The sequence below is a fragment of the Rickettsia senegalensis genome (assembly GCF_056135685.1).
The window spans coordinates 380,050-402,234 of sequence record NZ_JBVYTQ010000001.1 but is presented as its reverse complement, the minus strand read 5'-3'; the positions used below and the strand labels follow the sequence as shown (position 1 = coordinate 402,234).

Sequence of the window (22,185 nt, the reverse complement as noted above, 5' to 3'; positions counted from 1 at the left end):
GATTACATTACCGCCAACCGCCTGCGAAGCCGTCTAAATTACCGCCAAATGTTACGTTTTGTACGACAGGTGAAGCTAAAACTAAAGCAGCACCAGCACTTTCAAAATTAATTTGATTTCCTCCCGCTAAAAGATTTAAATTCGGATTATTGACCGCTAAAGTAAGAGCCGCTGTAGAGAAATTTGCTCCTATTTGAATAGCTTTAGCCGTAGCAATACTAGCATCAGTAGCCTTAAGAGTAGTATCTACCATGACACCACCATTGCCTGCTTGTAAAATAGGACTTGAAAAAATATAAGAACCTACCGGATTAGAAAAGGCTAACGTTGCCTCAAGATCATTATGCTGCACTCCTGCTGTTGCAGTTAATGTTCCTCCTACTGCAGCTATCCCGTCAGCAGTAAAATTAAACTGATCAACCGTAACATTTCCCTGTAAATTAACAGGGTTATTCCCTTTAGCATTCAATGTATTAATCGCATGATTAGCTCCTACATCACTGGTAACCGTACTACAACCAACAAAATTTAAAGTTGCTAGATTCCCTCCTAAAATATCGTCTATGTCCCCGGTTACTGTGACACCGTCATCCAATATAGCAGTCGCGGATGTACCGTTAAAATCCATATTGGAAGTTATGTTAGCGTTAAATTGTGATATAGAATTGTACCAAATGTTACTACTCCGCCGGCTCCTGTATTAATTGGCGTTGTCCAAATAAGTTGCGTCTGACCAGCTAGATTTGTTGGATTCTGCTTAATTTCAATTGTTTTTGCAAAAATATTACTACTAATAGTGGTTACATTTAGACCATCTGTCATAAAGGTATTGAATCTTTGGGTAGGACTAGTTCCGACAGATACATTAATATTCGTTGCAGAGGTTGATACGTGAAACGCTGCTATACCTGTAGCGTCTATAATGGACTGAGAAAACTGGACAGAAAAAATAGTACTCAAGTTTCCGAAATAAGTTACAATAAATAGGTAAAACTTAGGAGGAAAGATGAAGAAAAATAAGGTTAGGATTTTCAGTAGTGAAGAAAAGACTAAGGTAGTATTAGAATTAATAAAAGAGGATGCTACCTTAAGTCAATTAGCATCAAAATATGAGATAAGCTCCAAGACAATTCAGAATTGGAAAAAGCAGTTTGTTGCTAATGCAGCTCTAGCTTTTGAGCCAGCTAAAGTTTTGAGTGAATATCAAGAACAAATTAGTGATCTCAAAGAACAAAATGATGAACTAGCTAAAGCTCTTGGGAAAGCTACGGTGGAGAGGGACTGGGCTGTGGGAAAGCTAAAAAGCTTGGACTTATCAAATAGAAAGAGTCTTGTCCAGTCCAAGCTAGATCAACTACCAAAGACAAGACAATGTGAGTTGCTAGATATTAGTCGCTCTACAACATATTATAAAGTTAAACCGCTTAGTGTAGATAAATTAAGTATCTTAAATAGAATAGATGAAATATATACAGATAATCCCGAATTTGGTTATCGTTATATTTATCATCAGTTATTAGAGGATGGTTTTTCAATTGGCAGAGATCGAGTATTAAAATATATGAGGATGATGGGAATAGAAGCCATTTATCCTCATAAGAGAAAGTCTACTTCTGTAAAGGATAATGAGCATAAAGTATACAGTTATTTACTTGATCAATATTGGACTAAATCTAGAACAACAAAAACAGTACATGTACCTAATGTCAATGAGGTTTGGAGTGGTGACATTACTTACATTAGAACTCATGATGGCTTTATGTATATGGCGGCTATTATAGACTGGCATAGCAAAGCTATATTAAGTTATAAATTATCCAATTCTATGGATGCAACTCTTGTTACTGATGTCTTGAAGGATGCCCTTAATAAATATAATGCTCCAAAGATATTTAATAGTGATCAGGGTAGTCAATATACTAGTCATGACCATATACAGATACTAAAAGATAATAATATTCAAATCTCAATGAATGGAAAAGGTCGAAGTATTGATAATATCGTAATAGAGAGATTTTTTAGGACTATAAAATATAACTGTATATTTATTAATGATTTTAAAAATATTAAAGAACTGAGGATAGGTATTGATAATTATCTGTATAAGTATAATTATCAAAGATTTCATTCGGGTATTGGTTACAAAAAACCTATGGATGTTTATCTGAATTATACGCAAAATTATTATCAATTAGCTGCTTAACAATATAATAAAAATAGGAAACGAATTTGATTATTTTTTGTCTTGATTTCTCAGTCCATTATAGTCTGTATCGCTAGTTATAGGAACGGTAGCTAAAAACTGTCCACCATTTGCATTTTCATTACTAAAGTCAGCTCGAGAAGTAGGAGCTAAAAATACTAAATTTCCTATAGGATTTATATCAATTGGACCAGCATCATTATTCACATAATTATATACAGCATTAGCACTAATATTGATTGTTCCAAGCTCTGTTGCCCAACTACTATCTTTTACCTGAAGATTTGATTTAACATTTACAATAGCATCTAATCCGTTTGTAATCGTGGTATCAGTAGTTGCGGCAGCAAAAACTATATCTCCATAATCTGCGGCTTGAATAGTTAATTGTCCGTTAATACCCTGAAAATCTATATCATTAATAAAATAAGTATCTGTAGGAACGTTATTGCCGAGCCCGGGAGCAAACGGATTAGCACAGCCCGCTGCATTTACAGCAGCTGCAGCTGCTGCTTGACTCGGAGCAACGCCGTTTAAAGTAACATTTACCCCAGCAGGGATAGTCATATTTAATGAGTGATTTGCTAGAAGTAAATCCGGTGGAACGATACAGCCAACCACTGTATTCTGTGGAAAAGTCACCGATGCACCGATAGCATTTACATATATACTGGCAATTGCATTCACATCGGCAGTAACGCTATCTACATTATTAAACGTAAGTAGAGAACCTAGAGCAAAAGGAACATTACCGTCATTTTGATCCAAATTAACCCCACTAAATAAAACCGCATCATCTGCTATCACGTCTTGGTTGTCTAGAGCTAAAGAGCTAGTACTCGCAAGTATCATTGCCGCCGCTGAGGCTGTCGTAAACATGCCTTTTTTAATTAAATTTTTAGAGTATTTTTCGTTGAGTTGACATAACGTCTCCTAAATTTGGGCTTAATTTTCTAAATTATCAATTCGAGACTAGTATTCATTAAACAAATATAAATTTTCTGTATTTTGGAAGATTTTTAAAAATCTTTGGTAAATGAGATTAAGATAAAAATTCTTAATATTTTCGCTAGGTTCTGTGAACATTTCTAATTAATTTGCTATTTTTTAGAGATGTTCACAGAACCTATGTTGCACTTTTAAAAAAAGTTAATAATAAAATTAATTTTTTATTCAGAGCTTTAATTAATATTAATAATAAAAGAGGATAAGATGAAATGATTAATAATTATTAAAAGAACAAAAATTTTTCTAACTTATAATTTTGTTATATAAATAACACATTACTTTTAGTTGAAAAACGTTAATTAAATACTAAAATATCTATAAAAATACTTATAAATAAAGTATTTTCTACTTATAGAAAGTAACTATAAATTACTTTTTTTTGTTTAAAATAAATTAAACTTTATGTATTTTTATAGAGATTCGGTAAATCGTATATAAAACTTAAGAAATACCCAAACCGTCATTGCGAGAAGAAACAGCAAGTTTCGACGAAGCAATCTCAGGTTATTTGACAAGATTGCCACGCTCATTTACGTTCGCTCGCAATGACGATATGAGCAAAATCTATAAATTTTTGCATAAACAAATTGATTTGCTACGAATAATAGAGTATATAGTATAAACATAATTAATTCTCGGGGCGTAGCGCAGCCTGGTAGCGCATCTGGTTTGGGACCAGAGGGTCGGGAGTTCGAATCTCTCCGCCCCGACCATAAAAACATAAATTATAATGTCAAAAGACGACCTCATTCAGTTTACAGGTACAGTACTTGAACTTTTACCTAATGCTACTTTTAGAGTAAAGCTTGAGAATGATCATGTAATTATTGCTCATACTTCCGGTAGGATGCGTAAAAATCGTATCAGAATATTACTAGGAGATAAAGTTACGGTAGAAATGACTCCTTATGATTTAACTAAGGGGCGTGTGATTCATCGTCACTAGTCTTAAATATGAAGCGGAATCAAAAAACATTAGACTCCTTGCACAACCTATCTTATAAAGAGGAATTTGAAGGAAACACGGAACGCAACACCGCAGCGTACAAAAGCGTACGTGAGGATGCGAGTACCGGATTGACGTGCAAATTACCTTTAGAAGGAGGTTATACAAGGAGTCTATTACCTATTATATTAGCATCAAGCTCTCCTGCAAGAATTGAGTTACTAAACAGAATCAAAATTATCCCTTCACAAATTATTCCGGCAGATATAGATGAAACACCTAATTTGCGTGAATTACCCGCTCCCTTAGCCATAAGACTTGCTTACGAAAAAGCTATAAAAGTTGCATCTCAAATAGAGGAACCCGCTATAATTATAGCTGCCGATACCGTAGCGGCAGTAGGTAGAAGAGTATTGCCGAAAGCTACTACTTATGAAGAAGTCAAGAATTGTATTAAGATGGTATCCGGACGTCGTCATCGTGTCTATACCGGTTTATGTATTATCAAAAAAGAGAATGATCAGCTTACAATTAGACAAAAAATAGTTCAGACTATTGTTAAGTTTAAAAAATTAAGTGATGAAGAGATTAATTTTTATTGTTCTTTGGATGAGGGAATAGATAAAGCCGGCGGGTGCAAAATTTACGGTTATGCAGAAGCTTTTATCTCATTTATTTCCGGCTCATATTCAAATGTTATGGGGTTACCTTTATTTGAAACGGTAAATGCTCTAACTTCTTTAGGTTTTAAGGTATATAATCGCTAATAGTCGGGGCATTTGCCCGCGTGGATACCCAAATCGTCATCGCGAGGAAATTGCATAGCAATTGACGAAGCAATCTCAGGAGGCTTGCCAAGATTGCCACGCCGGCATGAATGCCGGCTCGCAATGACAACTTTTAAACCACGCACATAAATTACCTAGCTACTTAATTCCCAGGCTCATCCAAATGACTTCTCTCATAATTTTCATGGCGCTCTTGGGCTTCAATACATAATGCAGCAATAGGTCGTGCTTCTAATCTTTTTATACCTATTGGGTCGCCTGTTTCTTCACAGTAACCGTATTCCCCATTTTTAATACGTGATAATGCTTCTTCTATTTTACTCATTAATTTACAATATCTATTTCTACTACGAAGCTCAAAAGCTCTTTCTGTTTCATGAGTAGCACAATCGTTAAGATCGGATTCTTTTAAATTTTCTTCCTTTAAATGATTTAAAGTCTCTTGAGATTCCTTTAATAAATCCTCTTTCCATCTTAAAAGTTTTTGTCTAAAATATTCTAGGTGATTAGGACACATATATTCTTCATCTTTAGAAGGTTTATATCCCATAGGTAATTTAGGTGTTTCTAGCATATTAATATCTCAATATTAGCTTTTAAGAGGCTATCAGTAAACAAATTTTTCGGTAATTTAGTTCTTTTTTGCTGCAAATTATAAGATTTTTTTTTGAAATATGAATAACTATTCCGACAAAAATCTTATTAATTTTCGCTAAAAAAGCTCTTTAATTACTAATTAAAGTTTATTTACTGATAGCCTCTTATATATTATGTTTATAAGGTTTTTAAAATAATATAATATACGACTTAAAATTAACGCAAGAAGATTATGAATATTAATATATTTTATTTTTTAATTGGATATGCGGTAGTATATACAGCCTCTAAATGCTTTATACTTGTTTTAGTATAGTTTTGTGTAGTAGATAGACTTTTATGACCTAATAGCTCTTGAATAGAGCGTAAATCTGCACCATGCTCAAGCAAATGCGAAGCAAAACTATGCCTAAATGAATGAGCAGTTAAATGCTGCGGTAAACCATAAAAATGCTTTAATTTAATTAATTCACGATTAAATACCGGTGGCTGCAATTTCTTACCCTGCTTTCCTCTAAATATTGGTTCATTATCGCCTAGCTTATACGGCAATATTTCTAAATATTGGGTAATTAAATTTTTAGCAATCGGTAACCACGGAATTATTCTTTCTTTACTACCTTTACCTATTATTCTTATAAATTCTAGATTTTGTAGATGAAGTTTTGTAATTGATAATGCCTCCGATATACGTAGACCTGAAGCATATATAAGAACAAGTAGGGATTTATTTCTAAGTTCTACCCACTTAACATTCCCGTATTCTTCAATATGTTCAAGTGATATTACTACATCATCCTCCGATAAAGCTTTTGGTAACAATTTAGTCTTTTTAGGAGTTTTTATAGAAAAAATTATATGACTATTTAATTGTGTTGTTTTCTCTAAAAACCTATAAAAATTTTTTACTGCAGATAAACCACGCGAAATTGAAGAAGTGGTAAAATTATCACAGTTACGTTTTGCAAGCCAACTTCGGATTAATCTTATATCTGCGGTTTTAATATGATTTATCGTTACAAGCTCTGAATGATAATAATTCATAAACTCAAGGAAATGCTTAAGGTCATTATTATAAGAAATTACTGTATGATTAGAGTAATTTCTTTGCAAAACGAGGTATTTTTGCCACTTATCTATTAATTCTTGAATTGATGTGTCCAACATTTATAAAAACTTAACTATTTTTAATATTATTCTTAATGCTAACAATTATTGACTCATAATTTTATAAATGTTAGCATGAATTGAGGGTTTATGTTTACATATACGTAACCTATAAAACACAAAAAATTTTTTAAGTAAAAAATTTAATTTATTTTAGGAGAATGAATAATGTTAAATAATACACAATTTTTAGATTTAATGAAATCCTATATGAATCCGGAATTTTATATGAGTTCTATGAAAAATATCCCTAGTGTAGATCTTTCATCTATCACAAATACAATGCAAAGAGCTATGAATATTCTTTTAACAACTAACCAAATTGCTACAGAAAGCATGCAATCTTTGCTTAAGAAAAATTCCGAGATTATACAAAATAATGTTAATACTATTTTGAATACCGCCAAAGAAGCAGCAAATTCTAAAGATTTCAAACAAGCTAGTGAATGTCATCAAAAATGTTTAAGATCTATTTATGAAACATCTATGGATAATGCTAAGGAATTAGCAAGTATTGCTTATGAGTCTTCAAACAAAATATTAGAAGCCGCAAATAAGCATATTGCCGAGAATGTTCATCATGCTTCTAATAATATGCAAAATATGGCAGAACAAGTACAAAAAAACTTTAATAAGAAATCTATGTAATTTTTAACTATTTTTTTATGTCATTCCTGCGAAAGCAGGAATCCATAATAACGCGAGATAAATCGAGCTTTTAATTTCAAAAATTTGCTGTATTTATACTTTTTTCTGGATTCCTGCTTTCGCAGGAATGACATAAAGAAGCTATATGGCTGCTCGCAATGAGGGTTCGGTATCGCACGCAATGACTATTTACCCGAATTACTCGCTTTTCTGTTTAACCAATTTTGTAAATAAGACTCTGCTAGCTCCTGATCTTCTATAATAATTACATTTTCAGCATTACGTTTATCAGCAGCTGCTGTAAAATTAAACGAACCGGTTATTACTTTCTTTCTATCGATAATGATAACTTTATTATGAGCGATTCCCGGTACTTTATCTATGTCCACATCAATTTTTGCTCGTTGTAATTCATGCAATTTAGAAAATTTTTGCTTAAAATTACTACGATCAAGCAATATTCTAACTTTTACTCCTCGCATCTGTGCATTAATAAGCGCAGTAGTAATCAGTACATCACTCATACCGTATGCTTGCATATAAATAGATTCTTCAGCTCTATCTATCTGATTTGCTATAAACTTAGTACAACCGGCAGGAGGAGTAAAACATGTACTAACTTTACTTCTTGAAAGCTCTGAAATATTGTAATGCTTTATTTTTGGCGCAGATGAAGCTAATGATTTTTGATTTATTAGATTAGTAAAATAATCTGGATTCTGTCCATAAATACCTAAAGCAACTCCTAAGATAAAGGCAATAGATATTTCTATAAATTTACTATTTTTTCTCTTCACAATTTTTATATATTCTGAATAAATGAAAAATCGGCAGACGAAGTTTAATTTGGAAAAGAGCAAGGTGTTTTATATTTTTTGACCGCAGCGTACAACTAGTACGTGAGGAACAAAAAATATGAAACGGTAATCCTCCCATTTTTAATCGCAATAGAGAGTAGAGAGTTAAGTTGCGAGAGCTAATTTTTGTATTGGTGTTATACCGCCAATAGCCATATTAAGTCTTTCGTTATTATAAGACCAAAGCCATTGAGTTGCAAGATCCTGTGCTTCTTGTATATTAACAAATAAATACTGATTTAACCAATCATATCTTACAGTTCTATTATATCTTTCAATATATGCATTTTGCTGAGGCATGCCTGGCTGAATGAATAATAACTTGATATTCTTTTCTTTTGCCCACTTGCTCAATAATTTACTGATATATTCAGGTCCATTATCACAACGTATAGATTTTGGCTTACCTCGCCATTCTATAATTTGATCTAGTGACCTGATAACTCTTCCTGCTGACAATAAAAAATCAGTCTCAGTACCAAGGCTCTCTCTATTAAAGTCATCAATCACATTAAATAAACGATATTTCCTACCATTCTCTAAACTATCGTGCATAAAATCCATGGACCAGCAATCATTTATTGTTTTAGACACTATAAGCTTTTTAGGCTTTGCTCTAAGTAATCTCTTCTTAGGCTTTATTCTCATATTAAGGGCTAGCTCCTTATATATCCTGTATACACGTTTATGATTCCAACCAAAACCTTTGATATTACGTAAATATAAAAAGCAGAGGCCAAGGCCTCAGTTCTTTTGATCACCTACTAAACGCATTAGCTGGCCTGCTATAATATCATCCTCAGATGATAGCTTCCTTTTATATCTATAGCATGTTTCGCTGACACCAAAGATCTTGCATGCACTCCTTATAGAAATATCTTTTTCTCCAGATATTATTTTAGCCATCTCCCGCCTTTGAGATGGCTTCCTAACTTTTTTTCAAGTACTTCCTTTAATATATCAGCTCTTAGCCTTTCCTCAGCATACATCTTTTTAAGCCGTGCATTTTCCGATTCTAACTCCTTTAATTTAGTAATCATCGGTAAAGCCATACCACCATACTTTGATCTCCATTTATAAAATGTCGCTGATGGTATTTTGTGCTCTCTCAGTATAGACGCTACAGGCATCCCACCGCTCGCTTGCTTTAAGATAGACATGATTTGGCTATCACTGTGCTTTGATATTGTCATTTATAGAATCTCCTCCTTTGTTTCTAGAAAATTCTACTCCTTTTGTCGATTGTTTTTGGGGGGGTGCCGAACAACGACGCCAATTTTTCAAATTAAACGAGTATACTATTTTCTTACATAGCTTCCCGGGGCTTCTTCTATAGCCTCTAGATTCTGATAATCTAAAGAATCTACTAGCTTAGTATCATTATTTTTTATAAGCCAATCAAGCCAATAGTTCCACCATGAGCCTTCATATTCCGTAGCCTTTATAAGCCACTCATGACTACTTAAACTTAAGTCGTCATTAAGCCGATAATTATATTTAGCAGTCGCAGGAGGATTAACTACACCTGCTACATGCCCTGAATCCGTGAGACAAAAAATCTTATGTCCGTTTAATAATTTTACTCCATCGTATATTGAACGCCATGGAGTTATATGATCTTCTTTTGCAGCTACGAAAAAAGTGTTGCAATCAACTTTTCCAAGATCTATTTTTGTTCCGAGTATCTCTAAATTATTAGACTCTTTTAGCAAGTTATTACAATATGTATTTTGTAAATATTCCTCATACATTTTTGCCGGCAAGTTAGTAGAATCCGCATTCCAATATAGCAAATCAAAAGGCATAGGTTTTTTGCCAAGCAAATAATTATTGACAAAAAACGTCCAAATTAGATCATTTGCCCTTAGCAAACTAAAACTATTTGATAAATATTGTCCGTCAAAATAGCCCTTTAGCTTTATATCTTCTTTAATGTAATTAATCGTAGCTTCATTAAAAAATATTTCAAGCTCACCCGGGTGAGTATAATCAAGCAAAGTAGTAAAGAAAGTGCTACTGTGAACAGAATCTATTTTTTTTACTTTAAAGTAGGTGATAATTATAGCAAGGAACGTACCACCCATGCAATAGCCGACAAAATCAATTTTCTCAAAACCAAGATTTCTAACATACTCAAAAGGTGCTAAAATACCGTCTTTTAAGTAATCCTCGAAGCCTTTTTCCGATAGAGAAATATCAGGGTTAACCCATGAAATAAGAAAAACTTGAAAATTATTTTCCACCAAAAAAGATACTAGAGAATTATGCGAAGACAAATCGAGTATATAATATTTATTTATACATGGCGGAATAATAAATATCGGAATCTTATGAACTTTCTCTTTCGGTTCATAGCATATTAATTGCATTAAATCATTTTGAAATATGACTTTTCCTTTTGTTGCCGCAATATTTTGACCGAGTTTAAAGGCGGATTTATCGGTAGTTTTAATATTTAATATATCACCAGAGCTTTTTATATCTCTTAAGAAATTTTCTAATCCCTGTACTAGATTTTGGCCGCCGCTTTCTAACGTCACACGTAAAACCTTAGGATTACAAAAAGCAAAATTTGAAGGTGAAAAAGCATCAATAAAATGTTTAGTTACAAACTCTAAATGTTGCTTGAGATCATTTGATAGCTCATACTGTTCTATATTCTTCTTAAGCCACTCACTAGATAGTAAATAATATTGTTTAACAAAGTCAAAATAAGCATTATCCTCCCACGAAGAATCTTTAAATCTTTTATCTCGATTATCCGGAGAAAATACAGCTTTTGCCGGACTACCGACAAATTTTGCAAAGCTATTCGTTGTAAGCTCTCTTAACTTATCAATATATTCAATATTAAGCTGACAAAATTTTTCAGGATTTGCCCAAAATTGTTCTACCATTAAAGAAGCTATAATCCTGTTTTTATCACTATCAATTAGGCTCCTAGGTATCATGCTCCCCCTACCTTGCATGAAATGCAAAATAAGCTCTTGATATTTATCGGCTATTTCTTTGAAATTATTAATTATCGTCTCGTGCGGGATGTTATACATGTTTAGCTCTGATAATGTTATATTATTTTAACGTCATTGCGAGGAGAGGCAAAGCCTCGACGTGGCTATCTCAGGCATTTTATACTGTTTCATGAGATTGCCACGCTCCTTTTAGTCGCTCGCAGTGACGGTTGCTTATATCATCTTTAAACCATCCCACATACTATCAACCTTGTCGATAACTTCCTGACTCATTTCTATTTTTTTACCCCATTTTCTATTTGTCTCAGGGTATATTTTATCGGTTGCATCTATTCCCATTTTACTACCAAGCCCTGAATCAGGTGAGGCAAAATCTAAATAATCTATCGGGGAATTATCTATAAAGCTCGTATCACGCCTTGGATCGCTTCTGGTCGCTATTGCCCAAATTACTTCTTGCCAATTACGAACATCAATATCATCATCTACGACTATAATAAACTTACTATACATAAATTGCCGTAAGTACGACCAAATCCCAAGCATTATTCTTTTAGCATGACCGGGATAAGATTTTTTAATCGATACTACCGCAACTCTATATGAACACCCTTCAGGCGGAAGCCAAAAATCGACTATTTCCGGAAATTGCTGCTGCAAGATAGGAATAAAGATTTCATTTAATGCTTCCCCTAAGATTGACGGCTCATCAGGCGGTTTTCCGGTATAGGTACTTAAATATACTGGATTTTTCTTCATCGTTATTGCAGTTACGGTAAAGACCGGAAACTCCTCAACATCATTATAATATCCGGTATGATCCCCGAAAGGGCCTTCAGGTGAATATTCCTCTAAACTTACATAACCTTCTAGCACTATTTCACTATGTGCAGGTACTTTAAGGTCAATAGTTTTGCATTGCACCAGCTCTATTTTTTCATTACCGAGTAAACCTGCAAAATTATATTCTGAGATATTCTCAGGTATCGGTGTAACCGCTGCCAAAGTTACCGCTGGATTTGCCCCAATAACGATAGCGGCGGGAAACGGCTCTTTTTTTGCTTCTTTCCAACGTTTATGATGTTCTGCTCCACCCCGTAACTTTAACCAACGCATTAATAATTTATTTTCCGAAATAACCTGCATTCTATATATACCAAGGTTGTAATTATCTATTTTATCATTACTAGGTCCCTTAGTAACTACTATCCCCCAGGTAATTAAAGGCGAAATATCATCAGGCCAACATCTTTGGATCGGCAATATATTGATATTCGGTTTGTCAATGACGACTTCATGACAGGCTGCTTTTGATATTGTTTTAGGAGACATCGCAAATATACGCTTAGCAAGCGGTAACATTGATAATGTTTCTTTAAAAGATGAGGGGGGTTGCGGCTGTTTAAGGAATGCTAGTAAAACGCCAAGCTCTCTTAATTCTTTGGGTGACTTAAGTTTAAGTCCCATACGAATACGATTTATACTAGCATAAAGATTAGTTAGAACAGGTATATCGGATTTAGTGCAATCGGCTTTTATAGCATTTTCAAAAAGTAATGCAGGTCCGCCTTGTGCTAATGCTCTTCTACTAATTTCAGTAATTTCTAGGTCAGTTTTAACGGGGGTAGAAATACGCTTTAACTCACCGTTTTTTTCTAAAAATTTTAAGAACTCTGGTAAATCTTTAAAGCTCATAGTTTTATTTTTTTTGTTTGTAATGTTTATGTCATTACTGTATGACATTATTGCATGGCTCGTTTTATGTCATTCCTGCGAAAGCAGGAATCCATTACTTTAAAACGTTTTAAAGCTCGGTTTATCTCGCTTTATGATGGATTCCTGCTTTCGTAGGAATGACATCGAAAACACTTCCTCATTATCTGCTAAAATTCCCCTTCACTTTCATATCATTCTGAATAATTGTGCAGTTAATTAGCTCGTCAATTACAGAATTTTTAATATTATATATTATATTTTTTTCTGAATTGATATGAATATTTTTAGCTGTTAATTCATCTATACTTCTAGATTTAATATGTGCAAAATATACTTCATCACCTACTTGGAATATAGGTGTATTACTTCCTATTTTAGTATTAAAAATTGATAATAATATCTCTGGAGTTAATGTTAGATCATTTTCCATTTCCGCTCTAATATAGCTTTTTTTGTTTATTTTTATTCCTGCTGCTTTAAGCTCTTTTATGTTCTCTTGATCTGAATTATATTCTTTTGCTAAATCCTTGATAATTTTTAAGTTTACATCAGCGATATTCTGCTTTATCCAAACTTTATTTACCTGCTCTTTAATGGCATCAAATTCAGGTATTTTTGCCGGCTGAATAGATTTTAATTCTACCAATATAAGATAACTTTTATCTTCTGCTTCTATAGGATAAGATAATTCTCCTTCCGAAAGCTCAAAAATACTATCAGCATTTTCGGCAATTATTTTATCTTCAATAAGCTCTGCATAACTTATATAGTTAACGTTTTGTATCGGTAGCTTATATTTTTCAGCAATTTCAACTAAACTAGAACCGGCTGCCGTCTCATCTTCCAGCTTTTTAGCAAACTCCATATTAAGTATGTCGATTTTTTGAGCCTTTAATAAATCATGTAATTGTTTCTGTACTGCTTCAAAACTTTGATCACCGAATTCATCTTTATTTTCATTATAAAATTCTAACAACTCATCTTGAGTAATTGAGACTTTTAAATCCTTAATATTAGCTTTAATATAAGAAAAGCTGCGTTTCTCAGGTACCTCAAACACGGTTTTATTATCTTGGTAAAAAACCTTTAATTGCTGGTCGGTAGGGGTGGAGATTTGTAAATCTTTCGGTTTATTTTGTAATTCTATCTGCACTAATTCTACTTCTCTTTTTTCAGCCATATAATCTACTATATTGTCAGTTATAGCTTTAGGAACATAGAAACTTTCTACAAAACTACCGACCAGGATGTTTTTTAAAGCTTTTTCTTTGAAGTTTAATAAATATTTTTCTTCATCCATATAAGAATTTCTAAAATAAGTTTTAAAAATTTTTATATCAAAAACACCTTGCTCATTTTTAAAAACCGGTGATTCTTTGACTAAAATTTTAACTGTATCATCACTTAGATCTAAGTCGTAATAACTAACTAAATAATCTAAGACATTATCGTAAACAAGTCTTTTAAGGATTCGGTTATCAATATTTAACTGCGCTATTTCTTCATCGGTTAAACTTGTTCCCGTTTGCTTACTTATAGCATTAATTTCTAAAGATTTTGCTCTCAAAAAATCTTCCTGAGAGATATTTTTCACATGAGAAAAAGTAACAATATCGCCGTTTCTTCTTCCGTTTAATACATCTTTAATACCAAAGCCGACAAAAGCAAAAGCTATCATTGCGAATAAAACTCGCATTATAAAACTATCAGCAGTTTTTCTAATATTATCTAACATAATTTTTTATTTAAATTTTATCGTCATTGCGAGGAAAGGCGAAGCCTTGACGTGGCAATCTCGTGCCAAAATTCCTGAGATTGTCACGCTCCTTGCAGTCGCTCGCAATGACGACTCTCAAGACTACATTATAAAGCAAAAAAGCCTATAGAGTCAAACTATATAGGCTTTTTTATTGTTTTTTGTAGACGTTCGATGATTCCTTCGTGGTTTGTCATTCCGTTATTGCGAGGAAAAGCGAAGCGTTGACGTGGCAACCTCAGGGGTTTGTTATTATTTCATGAGATTGCCACGCAGCCTAGGCTGCTCGCAATGACGAGCTAGAGTATATTAGAAGTTTACGCGAACTTTTACACTACCTTGCTGAGCGAAATACTTACTTCCGATATTTGTATCGTAATTAATACCGTATTCCATCATTTTGTGCTTAGCAGTAACACCGACGCCGACATCAAAGCTTGTTTTGCTTTGCTTAAAGCTGTTGGTTGAGAAAGGAGCAGTCATACCTTGTAATCTTGCATCAATCGCCGGAACTTTATTCTTGAATACATAATCAACCATTGCGTAAAGCTCAGGTGTTAGAACTACTTCTTCGTTGACATTGATATTACTTGATACTTTACCGCCGAGTAAACCATCGAAGCTATTATAGTTCTTACCTTTAACTGTAAGGTTTTGGTTAGTAGTACCGGTTTCTTTATAACCCTTATCTTTGATAGCCGAATATCTAAGCCCAGCAAGCGGTGTTAAGTTAATGTTCTCAGGCATCATATAGGTATAACCGGCCATTAACTGACCTGTATAGCTTTCAGATTTATACTTACCGCTTGCGGTTTGATAACCGATAGTCTGCGGTGCTGTTGCTATAACGCGTCTTGACTTGCTTTTTATCTTATTATCCGAGTAAGATGCTATAGCTTCAACGAAGAGATTTTCATAAGGTACATTATATAAACCGTATACGGAATAGATGTTACTCTCTACCTTATTCTTATCGCCCGTCTTATTATTTTTCAGCTTAATATCGGTATCGGCTCTTGTATATGCAGCCCCTAGTGCTAGATCATCGTTAACTAAGCCGTCAAAACCTATAGTGCCACCGGTTGTATCAGACTTATAACCGCTTATATTGTTACGCATCTTCTGCGTTGCATTACCGACAAACGGACTTATCCATGCGCCGAACTTAGCATCTCTGTCCTCATCACCGGCAGCTACGGCAGCCGGCTGTATTGCATCCATTCTAGCATTTAGATTAATTAAGCTACTTGAGATATTACTTAGTATAACTTGATTATTAATAGCAGCTATAGTATCGCTAGGCTTTACAACGTCTTGTATGAGGTGAGTTACAGCATCTGCTTCTTGTTGGGGCGTCATCAAACCAAAGTTATCCAATGCTTGACGCGCATCCGAGCCGTTTGGTGCTGCTGCCATTAATTTAAGTGATTTCTCTATATTTGCAGCATTTGGGATATTTGCAAGCGGTCCACCCGGTTTGAAGTCGTTATCTATAACTTCTTGAGATTCATCTTTTGCAAATAACGTTAAAGTCGATGCATCAAAAGTGAAGTTGACAAAGCGGTTGTCATCATTAACGGTTACTTTAACATTACCTGCGGGAGTAGGCTTTAATCCGCCTGCTGTTTCTGCAGATATTACCGTATATTTTGTATCCGGACTTATATTATTAATGTCGAAATTAGTAGCAGTAACAACAAGTGCTAACGTTGAAACTCCTGATAAATCAAGAGTACTACCTGATTTAATTAAGATATTACCGCCTGACTTAGCTGCTCCGTCAAAAGTAGTATTTAAGGTTAGCGTATCAGTAAAGCTACCGGCGCCGGTATATGTTACTTGGCTTGCACCTAAAGTAAGTGTAGTACCGCTACCTGTTATATTACTATTAAAGGCTAGGCTATTACCGAAATTAATAGTAGCATTGTTAGCTGCAAAGCTGTTAGCTGTTACATTTTTAGCAAAATTAGTGATAGAAGCTTTAGCTAAAGTAACAGTACCGGTGTTAGTAAATGTATCGGCAAAACTTGTAGTACCGCCGAGCGTCGCTGCACCTTTTGCGTTAACACTGCTTGCAAAGTTTGTTGTGCTTGCCGTTGTGATATCACCAACCGAATTAGCCGCAGTTCCTACAACACCGCTAACACTACCGCCATTCGTGAAGTTTAACTTCAGAGCCTGACCGCCGGTTTTATTTATGCTGCCTGTTAAGTTAAAGTTTGCAGGTAATGTTAAGAGTGCTGTACCGTTACCTTGGATTTCGGTGATAATAGTATTACTGCCTTGGGTTATGCTTACAGCCCCAGCACCTACTTTTAACATAGCAATATTAGTAATAGGTCCATTAATAATACTTGCACCGGTTGCGATGATTGTACCGTTAACTCCGTTACTGCTTGTAACACTACCGGTGATATTTTTATTTGCACCAAGTGTTATAACTGCTGCTTGATTATTGAAATCTACATTACCGTTAATATTACCGTTTTGAGTTAAAGCAGTAGCACCACCGAATGATAAATTAGAGTTGATATCCTTATTATAGGTAATTGCCGGCACTGATAATTCTAAATCGTTAACAAATATATCGGTATCTATTTGGAATGTTCCGTTTCCTCTAAATTCTAATTCTTTTAATTTATTTACTGCAGTACCGTAAGTAGCATTCCCGACACTTGCAAGAATTACTTTCCCGCCCGCAGCTCCTGAATCTACAGCAAGCTTACCTTTATTTGGAGCTAGTGGATTAAGTACAGCATTTAATGTTATCGTACCGTTACCGGCTACACTATTTTGTAATACTAAAGTTGCATCTTCATGGGCAAAATTAATAGTCTGACCATTGGCTAAAATTCCTACATTACCGCCATTTGCATCAATCGTATAAGAACCGGCAGCGGCAGCAATCGCTGCACCTGTAGGTCCTACACCTGCAGCACCGATATTTATTACATTAATTTGGTTAGTAATACCGCCTGCATCAACAAAATTTGTAGTACCTAAGATATTAAATGCAAGAACATTCGTAGTATCTATATTATCAAAGGCTACGTTACCTAAAACATTTAATGATGTTAATTCACTTCCTGCCGTACCTATTGTTTTATTTCCACCGTCACCTTGTAAGGTCACAAGTTTTGTTGTACCAGCAAGAAGTAACGTACCGCCACCGGTTGCAAATGCCGGTAAATCATTTTTAAGAGTTATAACTCTATTATCTGTAGTACTATCGTTAAGTAAGAAAAGCTTTGAGTTTGCTCCTTTAAAATTAATCGCTTGAGCGTTTAATATATCAACATCAGCGTTCTTAGCATTTATTGCAAAAGACTTATTATCTTGAATGTCAATTTGTGCAACTGTGCCTATACTAGCATCATTTGCAACTACTGTGCCACCGGCATTAATATTAAGTATACCGGTAGCACCGTTTGCTATAATTCCACTTAAGTTATAAGTGTTACCGCCGGGACCGTTAAACTCTAATATACCACCATTTGCATTTGCACTGAAGTTTACATTTGTAGCTACCAAATTACCGCCGACTTTTATCGTACCTACTGCTCCACCGCCGGCAATATCATCAAAATTTACGGTTTGTGCATAAATATCACTAGTAAACGCAAGGTCTGCAGCCCCATTATCTACTTTAGCATTCAGAACTTTTAGAGATGCTCCATTTGTACCTACCGCTCCGGTAACCCCTACTCCGGCTGTTGTTAATGTACCGTTACCTCCTGCTGTAGTTACTGCTCCGGTAATTCCATTATTTGCCGTTAACGCACCGTCTGCTGCAAAATTTACTGCTGCCGTGATCGCTCCCGTTGCCAGTACGTCTGCCGCTGTATTATTAATGGTTACTGTTGTGGCATCAATGCTTGTTACATCACTTGCACCATTAAACAATACTTGTTTTAATATATTACCACCATTTGTTCCTATCGCTCCGGTTACATCACCTGCTCTAACTGTAAGTGTACCGGTATTATTGGCCTTTGTTGTCACCGCTCCGGTAATACCGCCATTCGCCGTTAACGCACCGTCAGCTGCAAAATTTACTGCTCCCGTGATTGCTCCTGCTGTTACATTTGCATTTGCATTATTAATTGCTACACCAGCTGCAAATATATTACCTGCATTGCTTGCAACTGCGTTATTAAATGTTAATTGCTTTATTGAGTTACCATTAGCACCGATATTCTGTACATTACCTGCTGTTACAATAACCGTACCGTTAGCACCGTCACCGGCTGCTGTTATGGCCCCTGCAATACCGTTACCTAAAGTTAACGTCCCGTCAGCATTAAATAGTGCTGTACCGTTAACTAAACCAGCTGCTTTTAGATTACCGGCATTTGCAAATTCTATTGCTCCTTCTATTTGGTTAGCAGTTACTATAGATACGTTATTTCCGTTATCTTCTCCTATTGTTATTGTTGTTGCAACTACATTACCGGCTGCTATTCCATTACCGCCATTATTGTTGCCGTTATTAAAAGTTACTAATTTTAGCCCTTCATTAGCTATAACACCTATATTTCCTACATTATTACCGCCTGTAATAATAAGTGTACCTTGATCATCTAAAGTTGTTGTTATATTCCCCGCTATTCCATTTCCTAAAGTTAATGTACCATCATCATCAAATTCTACTGCACCTGTAACTAAACCGTTTGCCTTTAATTTACCGGCAGCTGCAAAATTAATCACTCCATTAACTGTACCTGTTACTACATTTACTGTGGCACTATTAACCTTTACACTGGTTGCAAATATATTACCCGCACTACTTGCCGCAGTGTTATTAAATTGTACATCTAGTAAGGAATTACTGTTTGCTCCTACATTCTGTATATTACCGTTCCCAACTACGACAGTGCCGTTAACACCATTATCGGCAGCCGTTATGTCTGCTGATATTCCATTTCCTAATGTTAATTTACCGTCATCATTAAATACTGCAGTACCCGTGACTAAACCGTCTGCGTTAAATAATGTTCCAGCTACAGCTAAATTTATATCTCCATTTACTGCACCTGTTGCAACAACTTCACCACCATTCACAACAATATTTGTTGCTGCAAGCGTAGTAGCATTTACGGTTACGCCAGCATCAACAGTTATTGAAGCTAAGCTCTTAGTTGCACCTACCGCAGCAGTAAAAGTGGTATCTGTGCTAACTCTTAATACACCCTGACCGGCAGCTCCACCGTCTATAGCCCCATCAAGTGTTATCAAGTCCGAGGTTCCGGAATTTATAGTTAAACCTGCAGCGGCACCATTTAAGGTAATAGCTCCTAAACCGTCATAAATATCGTTGCCAGCACCTCCATCTTCACCTGTTAAAGTTAATGTAAAGTTATTACTAATGCTAACAGGAAATGCCGTGCCACCACCGAGCACAACAGAACCTAAAGAAATATCTTCATTTACCGTAAATAAACCCGGAGCATGATCGGATACAAGTATTGTCGTATCTACTGCTTCATCAGCGTCAACCGTAACAGCATCATTTGCATATTGTAAAGTACCACCGCCAAATTGTCCTGCAGGATTAAGCCCCAGTCCTTGGCTAAAGTTTGTATTTGCATTTATCGTTGCTCCTCCCAACGCTCCGCTACTGGTTAGCATTATAGCTGCAGTTGAAGTGGTGAATAAAGCGGTTTTAAGACCTTTTTGGATTGCTTTTTGAAATAATTTTGGAGAAATATTCGCCATAATATGTAAACCTTAATAAAAATTAAATAACTGAGAAAGTGTTACGACTTTAATACAATTTTTTAATATGTCTATTATAATTAATAATTATATATAATATTTTAGAAATTTAGTATGAATATGTGGCATTTGCATTCTGCAATGGTGGTAGCCTTGTTACATAGATACCAAAACTGTCATTCCCGCAAGGCCTTGTTGCGTAGATATAAAAAAAAGTAGCTACGAACTAAGAAAAGCAGGGTCGTGCCTCCGTATTGCAGTTTAGAGTAAATAGTCTATAATCCTCAAACAGTAATAAGAGAGAATTATAGTTAAGGAGTTATGGCAAAAATAGATGTTAAGTGTAGATATTGTAACAACACAGAAGAAGTAATAAAGTCAGGATATTCAATTTCAAAACAACAGAGATATCAATGCAAGCGGTGTAATCGATATTTTCAATTGGAGTATATTAATAATGCATCTAAGCCTGGAGTTAAGGAGCAAATAGTAGAAATGTCAATCAACGGCTCTGGAGTTAGAGATACAGTAAGAGTATTAAAAGTGGGTATCAATACAGTTATCCATGTTTTAAAAAAATCTAGTATTAAAAAACAATAAATCATTCTATCAGTACAACAGAAGTAATTATTGCTCCTGAGATAGATGAACAATGGTCTTATGTACAGAATAAATCCAGACAACGATGGCTTTGGTATGCTTTGGATAAGATTTCGTTAAAAGTAGTTGCTTATACGTTTGGTACAAGATGTGATAGCACATTAGAATCATTACTGAAAAAACTAGAGAATTTCAAGGTGACTTTTTACTATACAGATGGATGGGGGAGTTATGCTAGGTTATTAGACCCTAAAAAGCATATTATCAGTAAAAAATACACTCAACGGATAGAACGAAGTAACTTGAACCTTAGAACGAGATGCAAGAGGCTTGCACGTAAGACAATCTGCTTTTCCAAGTCATTGGATATTCATGATAAGGTTATTGGTACTCTTATTGAACGTATAGCTTTTTAATAGGCGTAACTGCAATATGGAGGCATGACCCCTTGGTACTGAGACTGATTTTTTATTGTCAGCAGGAAGAGTTATCAGGTCACTAGATCAAATTATAGAATGGCGAGGTAAGCCAAAATCTATACGTTGTGATAATGGACCTGAATATATCAGTAAATTATTGAGCAAGTGGGCAAAAGAAAAGAATATCAAGTTATTATTCATTCAGCCAGGCATGCCTCAGCAAAATGCATATATTGAAAGATATAATAGAACTGTAAGATATGATTGGTTAAATCAGTATTTATTTGTTAATATACAAGAAGCACAGGATCTTGCAACTCAATGGCTTTGGTCTTATAATAACGAAAGACTTAATATGGCTATTGGCGGTATAACACCAATACAAAAATTAGCTCTCGCAACTTAACTCTCTACTCTCTATTGCGATTAAAAATGGGAGGATTACCCAAGCATTAAAGAACACAAAAATATAAAGGGCTTAAAAAATCAAAATTTACGTGATCACATGAACGAAGCAGAATTAATTTTTACTGCTCTTGCTGAATTATCTACTCGTCAGGTAGCAGAAACTAATAATGCAACAGGCATGAAAGAAAATAAAATTGCAAGTAAAATAGGAGGAGGCATAGCTAAAAATGCTAAAACGACCTTGGAAAATAAAACTGGTAAAAAAGTAATCTCAACAGAAAATTATTTACCACCTAAACTTACAAAGTAAAAAAATTTGTTATTTGTTATAGACCGTGAGGCGTTATTGCGTGGACTGGTAAAACCCACTGTGTCACCTAGTTCG

At 34.8% G+C, this 22,185-nt stretch carries 16 protein-coding genes, 1 tRNA gene and 3 pseudogenes; 8 read left to right on the top strand and 12 right to left on the bottom strand.

The genetic code is table 11. The features are described 5' to 3' along the window. Positions 1-7: 7 nt before the first annotated feature. Positions 8-628: a hypothetical protein gene (locus AC0ODJ_RS02090; RefSeq protein WP_474464839.1), complete on the bottom strand. Its 621-nt coding sequence runs from the start codon at positions 626-628 to the stop codon at positions 8-10. 8 nt (positions 629-636) lie between these two features. Then, complete coding sequence (locus tag AC0ODJ_RS02085) at positions 637-822, bottom strand: hypothetical protein (RefSeq protein WP_218460214.1); 186 nt, start codon at positions 820-822, stop codon at positions 637-639. 184 nt (positions 823-1,006) lie between these two features. On the opposite strand from AC0ODJ_RS02085, the gene AC0ODJ_RS02080 reads away from it, so the two are divergent. Then, positions 1,007-2,203, top strand: a complete 1,197-nt coding sequence (locus AC0ODJ_RS02080; protein WP_474464651.1) for an IS3 family transposase — start codon at positions 1,007-1,009, stop codon at positions 2,201-2,203. A 30-nt stretch (positions 2,204-2,233) separates the two neighbouring features. On the opposite strand, the gene AC0ODJ_RS02075 is transcribed toward AC0ODJ_RS02080, so the two are convergent. Continuing rightward, on the bottom strand, positions 2,234-3,082 hold the full coding sequence (locus tag AC0ODJ_RS02075; RefSeq protein ID WP_474464836.1) for a hypothetical protein: 849 nt from the start codon (positions 3,080-3,082) through the stop codon (positions 2,234-2,236). A gap of 765 nt (positions 3,083-3,847) precedes the next feature. On the opposite strand from AC0ODJ_RS02075, the gene AC0ODJ_RS02070 reads away from it, so the two are divergent. From AC0ODJ_RS02070 to AC0ODJ_RS02060, 3 genes are all read left to right on the top strand, one after another. Further along, positions 3,848-3,924, top strand: a tRNA-Pro gene (locus AC0ODJ_RS02070). Positions 3,925-3,941: 17 nt separating this feature from the next. Further along, positions 3,942-4,157: a translation initiation factor IF-1 gene (infA, locus tag AC0ODJ_RS02065; RefSeq protein WP_008579354.1), complete on the top strand. Its 216-nt coding sequence runs from the start codon at positions 3,942-3,944 to the stop codon at positions 4,155-4,157. Between the two features lie 8 nt (positions 4,158-4,165). After that, positions 4,166-4,924 (top strand): Maf family nucleotide pyrophosphatase, encoded by a 759-nt coding sequence (locus AC0ODJ_RS02060; protein ID WP_474464833.1) that lies wholly within the window; start codon positions 4,166-4,168, stop codon positions 4,922-4,924. A gap of 163 nt (positions 4,925-5,087) precedes the next feature. Here the strand turns inward: AC0ODJ_RS02060 and dksA are convergent, their stop codons facing one another. Together dksA and AC0ODJ_RS02050 are read right to left on the bottom strand one after the other, a co-directional pair. Beyond that, a complete protein-coding gene (gene dksA / locus AC0ODJ_RS02055) occupies positions 5,088-5,519 on the bottom strand; it encodes an RNA polymerase-binding protein DksA (RefSeq protein WP_032073655.1) in 432 nt (143 codons plus the stop codon). A gap of 272 nt (positions 5,520-5,791) precedes the next feature. Next, positions 5,792-6,709, bottom strand: coding sequence for a tyrosine recombinase XerC (locus tag AC0ODJ_RS02050; protein WP_218460079.1), 918 nt, complete (start codon positions 6,707-6,709; stop codon positions 5,792-5,794). 168 nt (positions 6,710-6,877) lie between these two features. Between AC0ODJ_RS02050 and AC0ODJ_RS02045 the strand changes: the two genes are divergently transcribed. Continuing rightward, positions 6,878-7,357, top strand: coding sequence for a phasin family protein (locus AC0ODJ_RS02045; protein ID WP_218460081.1), 480 nt, complete (start codon positions 6,878-6,880; stop codon positions 7,355-7,357). A gap of 185 nt (positions 7,358-7,542) precedes the next feature. On the opposite strand, the gene pld is transcribed toward AC0ODJ_RS02045, so the two are convergent. The 7 genes and pseudogenes from pld to AC0ODJ_RS02010 form a co-directional block, all read right to left on the bottom strand. Continuing rightward, a complete protein-coding gene (gene pld, locus AC0ODJ_RS02040; protein ID WP_218460082.1) occupies positions 7,543-8,154 on the bottom strand; it encodes a phospholipase D in 612 nt (203 codons plus the stop codon). A 165-nt stretch (positions 8,155-8,319) separates the two neighbouring features. Continuing rightward, positions 8,320-9,407: pseudogene (locus tag AC0ODJ_RS02035) on the bottom strand (IS3 family transposase). A gap of 105 nt (positions 9,408-9,512) precedes the next feature. Continuing rightward, a complete protein-coding gene (locus AC0ODJ_RS02030; protein WP_218460010.1) occupies positions 9,513-11,264 on the bottom strand; it encodes a PHA/PHB synthase family protein in 1,752 nt (583 codons plus the stop codon). Positions 11,265-11,296: 32 nt separating this feature from the next. Beyond that, positions 11,297-11,394, bottom strand: a pseudogene (locus tag AC0ODJ_RS02025) (lytic transglycosylase domain-containing protein); the annotation flags it as partial. 5 nt (positions 11,395-11,399) lie between these two features. Then, entirely contained in the window at positions 11,400-12,881 is a 1,482-nt protein-coding gene (locus tag AC0ODJ_RS02020) for a UbiD family decarboxylase (RefSeq protein ID WP_218460011.1), read from the bottom strand. A 181-nt stretch (positions 12,882-13,062) separates the two neighbouring features. Beyond that, on the bottom strand, positions 13,063-14,637 hold the full coding sequence (locus AC0ODJ_RS02015) for a SurA N-terminal domain-containing protein (RefSeq protein ID WP_218460013.1): 1,575 nt from the start codon (positions 14,635-14,637) through the stop codon (positions 13,063-13,065). 330 nt (positions 14,638-14,967) lie between these two features. After that, on the bottom strand, positions 14,968-20,373 hold the full coding sequence (locus AC0ODJ_RS02010; protein ID WP_474464821.1) for an autotransporter outer membrane beta-barrel domain-containing protein: 5,406 nt from the start codon (positions 20,371-20,373) through the stop codon (positions 14,968-14,970). A gap of 321 nt (positions 20,374-20,694) precedes the next feature. Between AC0ODJ_RS02010 and AC0ODJ_RS02005 the strand changes: the two genes are divergently transcribed. The 3 genes and pseudogenes from AC0ODJ_RS02005 to AC0ODJ_RS01995 all read left to right on the top strand — a co-directional run bounded on the left by AC0ODJ_RS02005 (position 20,695) and on the right by AC0ODJ_RS01995 (position 22,110). Further along, positions 20,695-21,389, top strand: a protein-coding gene (locus AC0ODJ_RS02005) for an IS1 family transposase (protein WP_474464817.1) whose coding sequence is annotated in 2 segments (ribosomal slippage) — positions 20,695-20,968 and positions 20,968-21,389 — 696 coding nt in all. Because the reading frame shifts where the segments join, the coding sequence is not laid out codon by codon here. 31 nt (positions 21,390-21,420) lie between these two features. After that, positions 21,421-21,798 (top strand): annotated as a pseudogene (locus AC0ODJ_RS02000) (integrase core domain-containing protein); the annotation flags it as partial. A 99-nt stretch (positions 21,799-21,897) separates the two neighbouring features. After that, positions 21,898-22,110 carry a hypothetical protein gene (locus AC0ODJ_RS01995; RefSeq protein WP_218460434.1) on the top strand — a complete coding sequence of 71 codons (213 nt, stop codon included), beginning with the start codon at positions 21,898-21,900 and terminating at the stop codon, positions 22,108-22,110. Positions 22,111-22,185 lie beyond the last annotated feature (75 nt).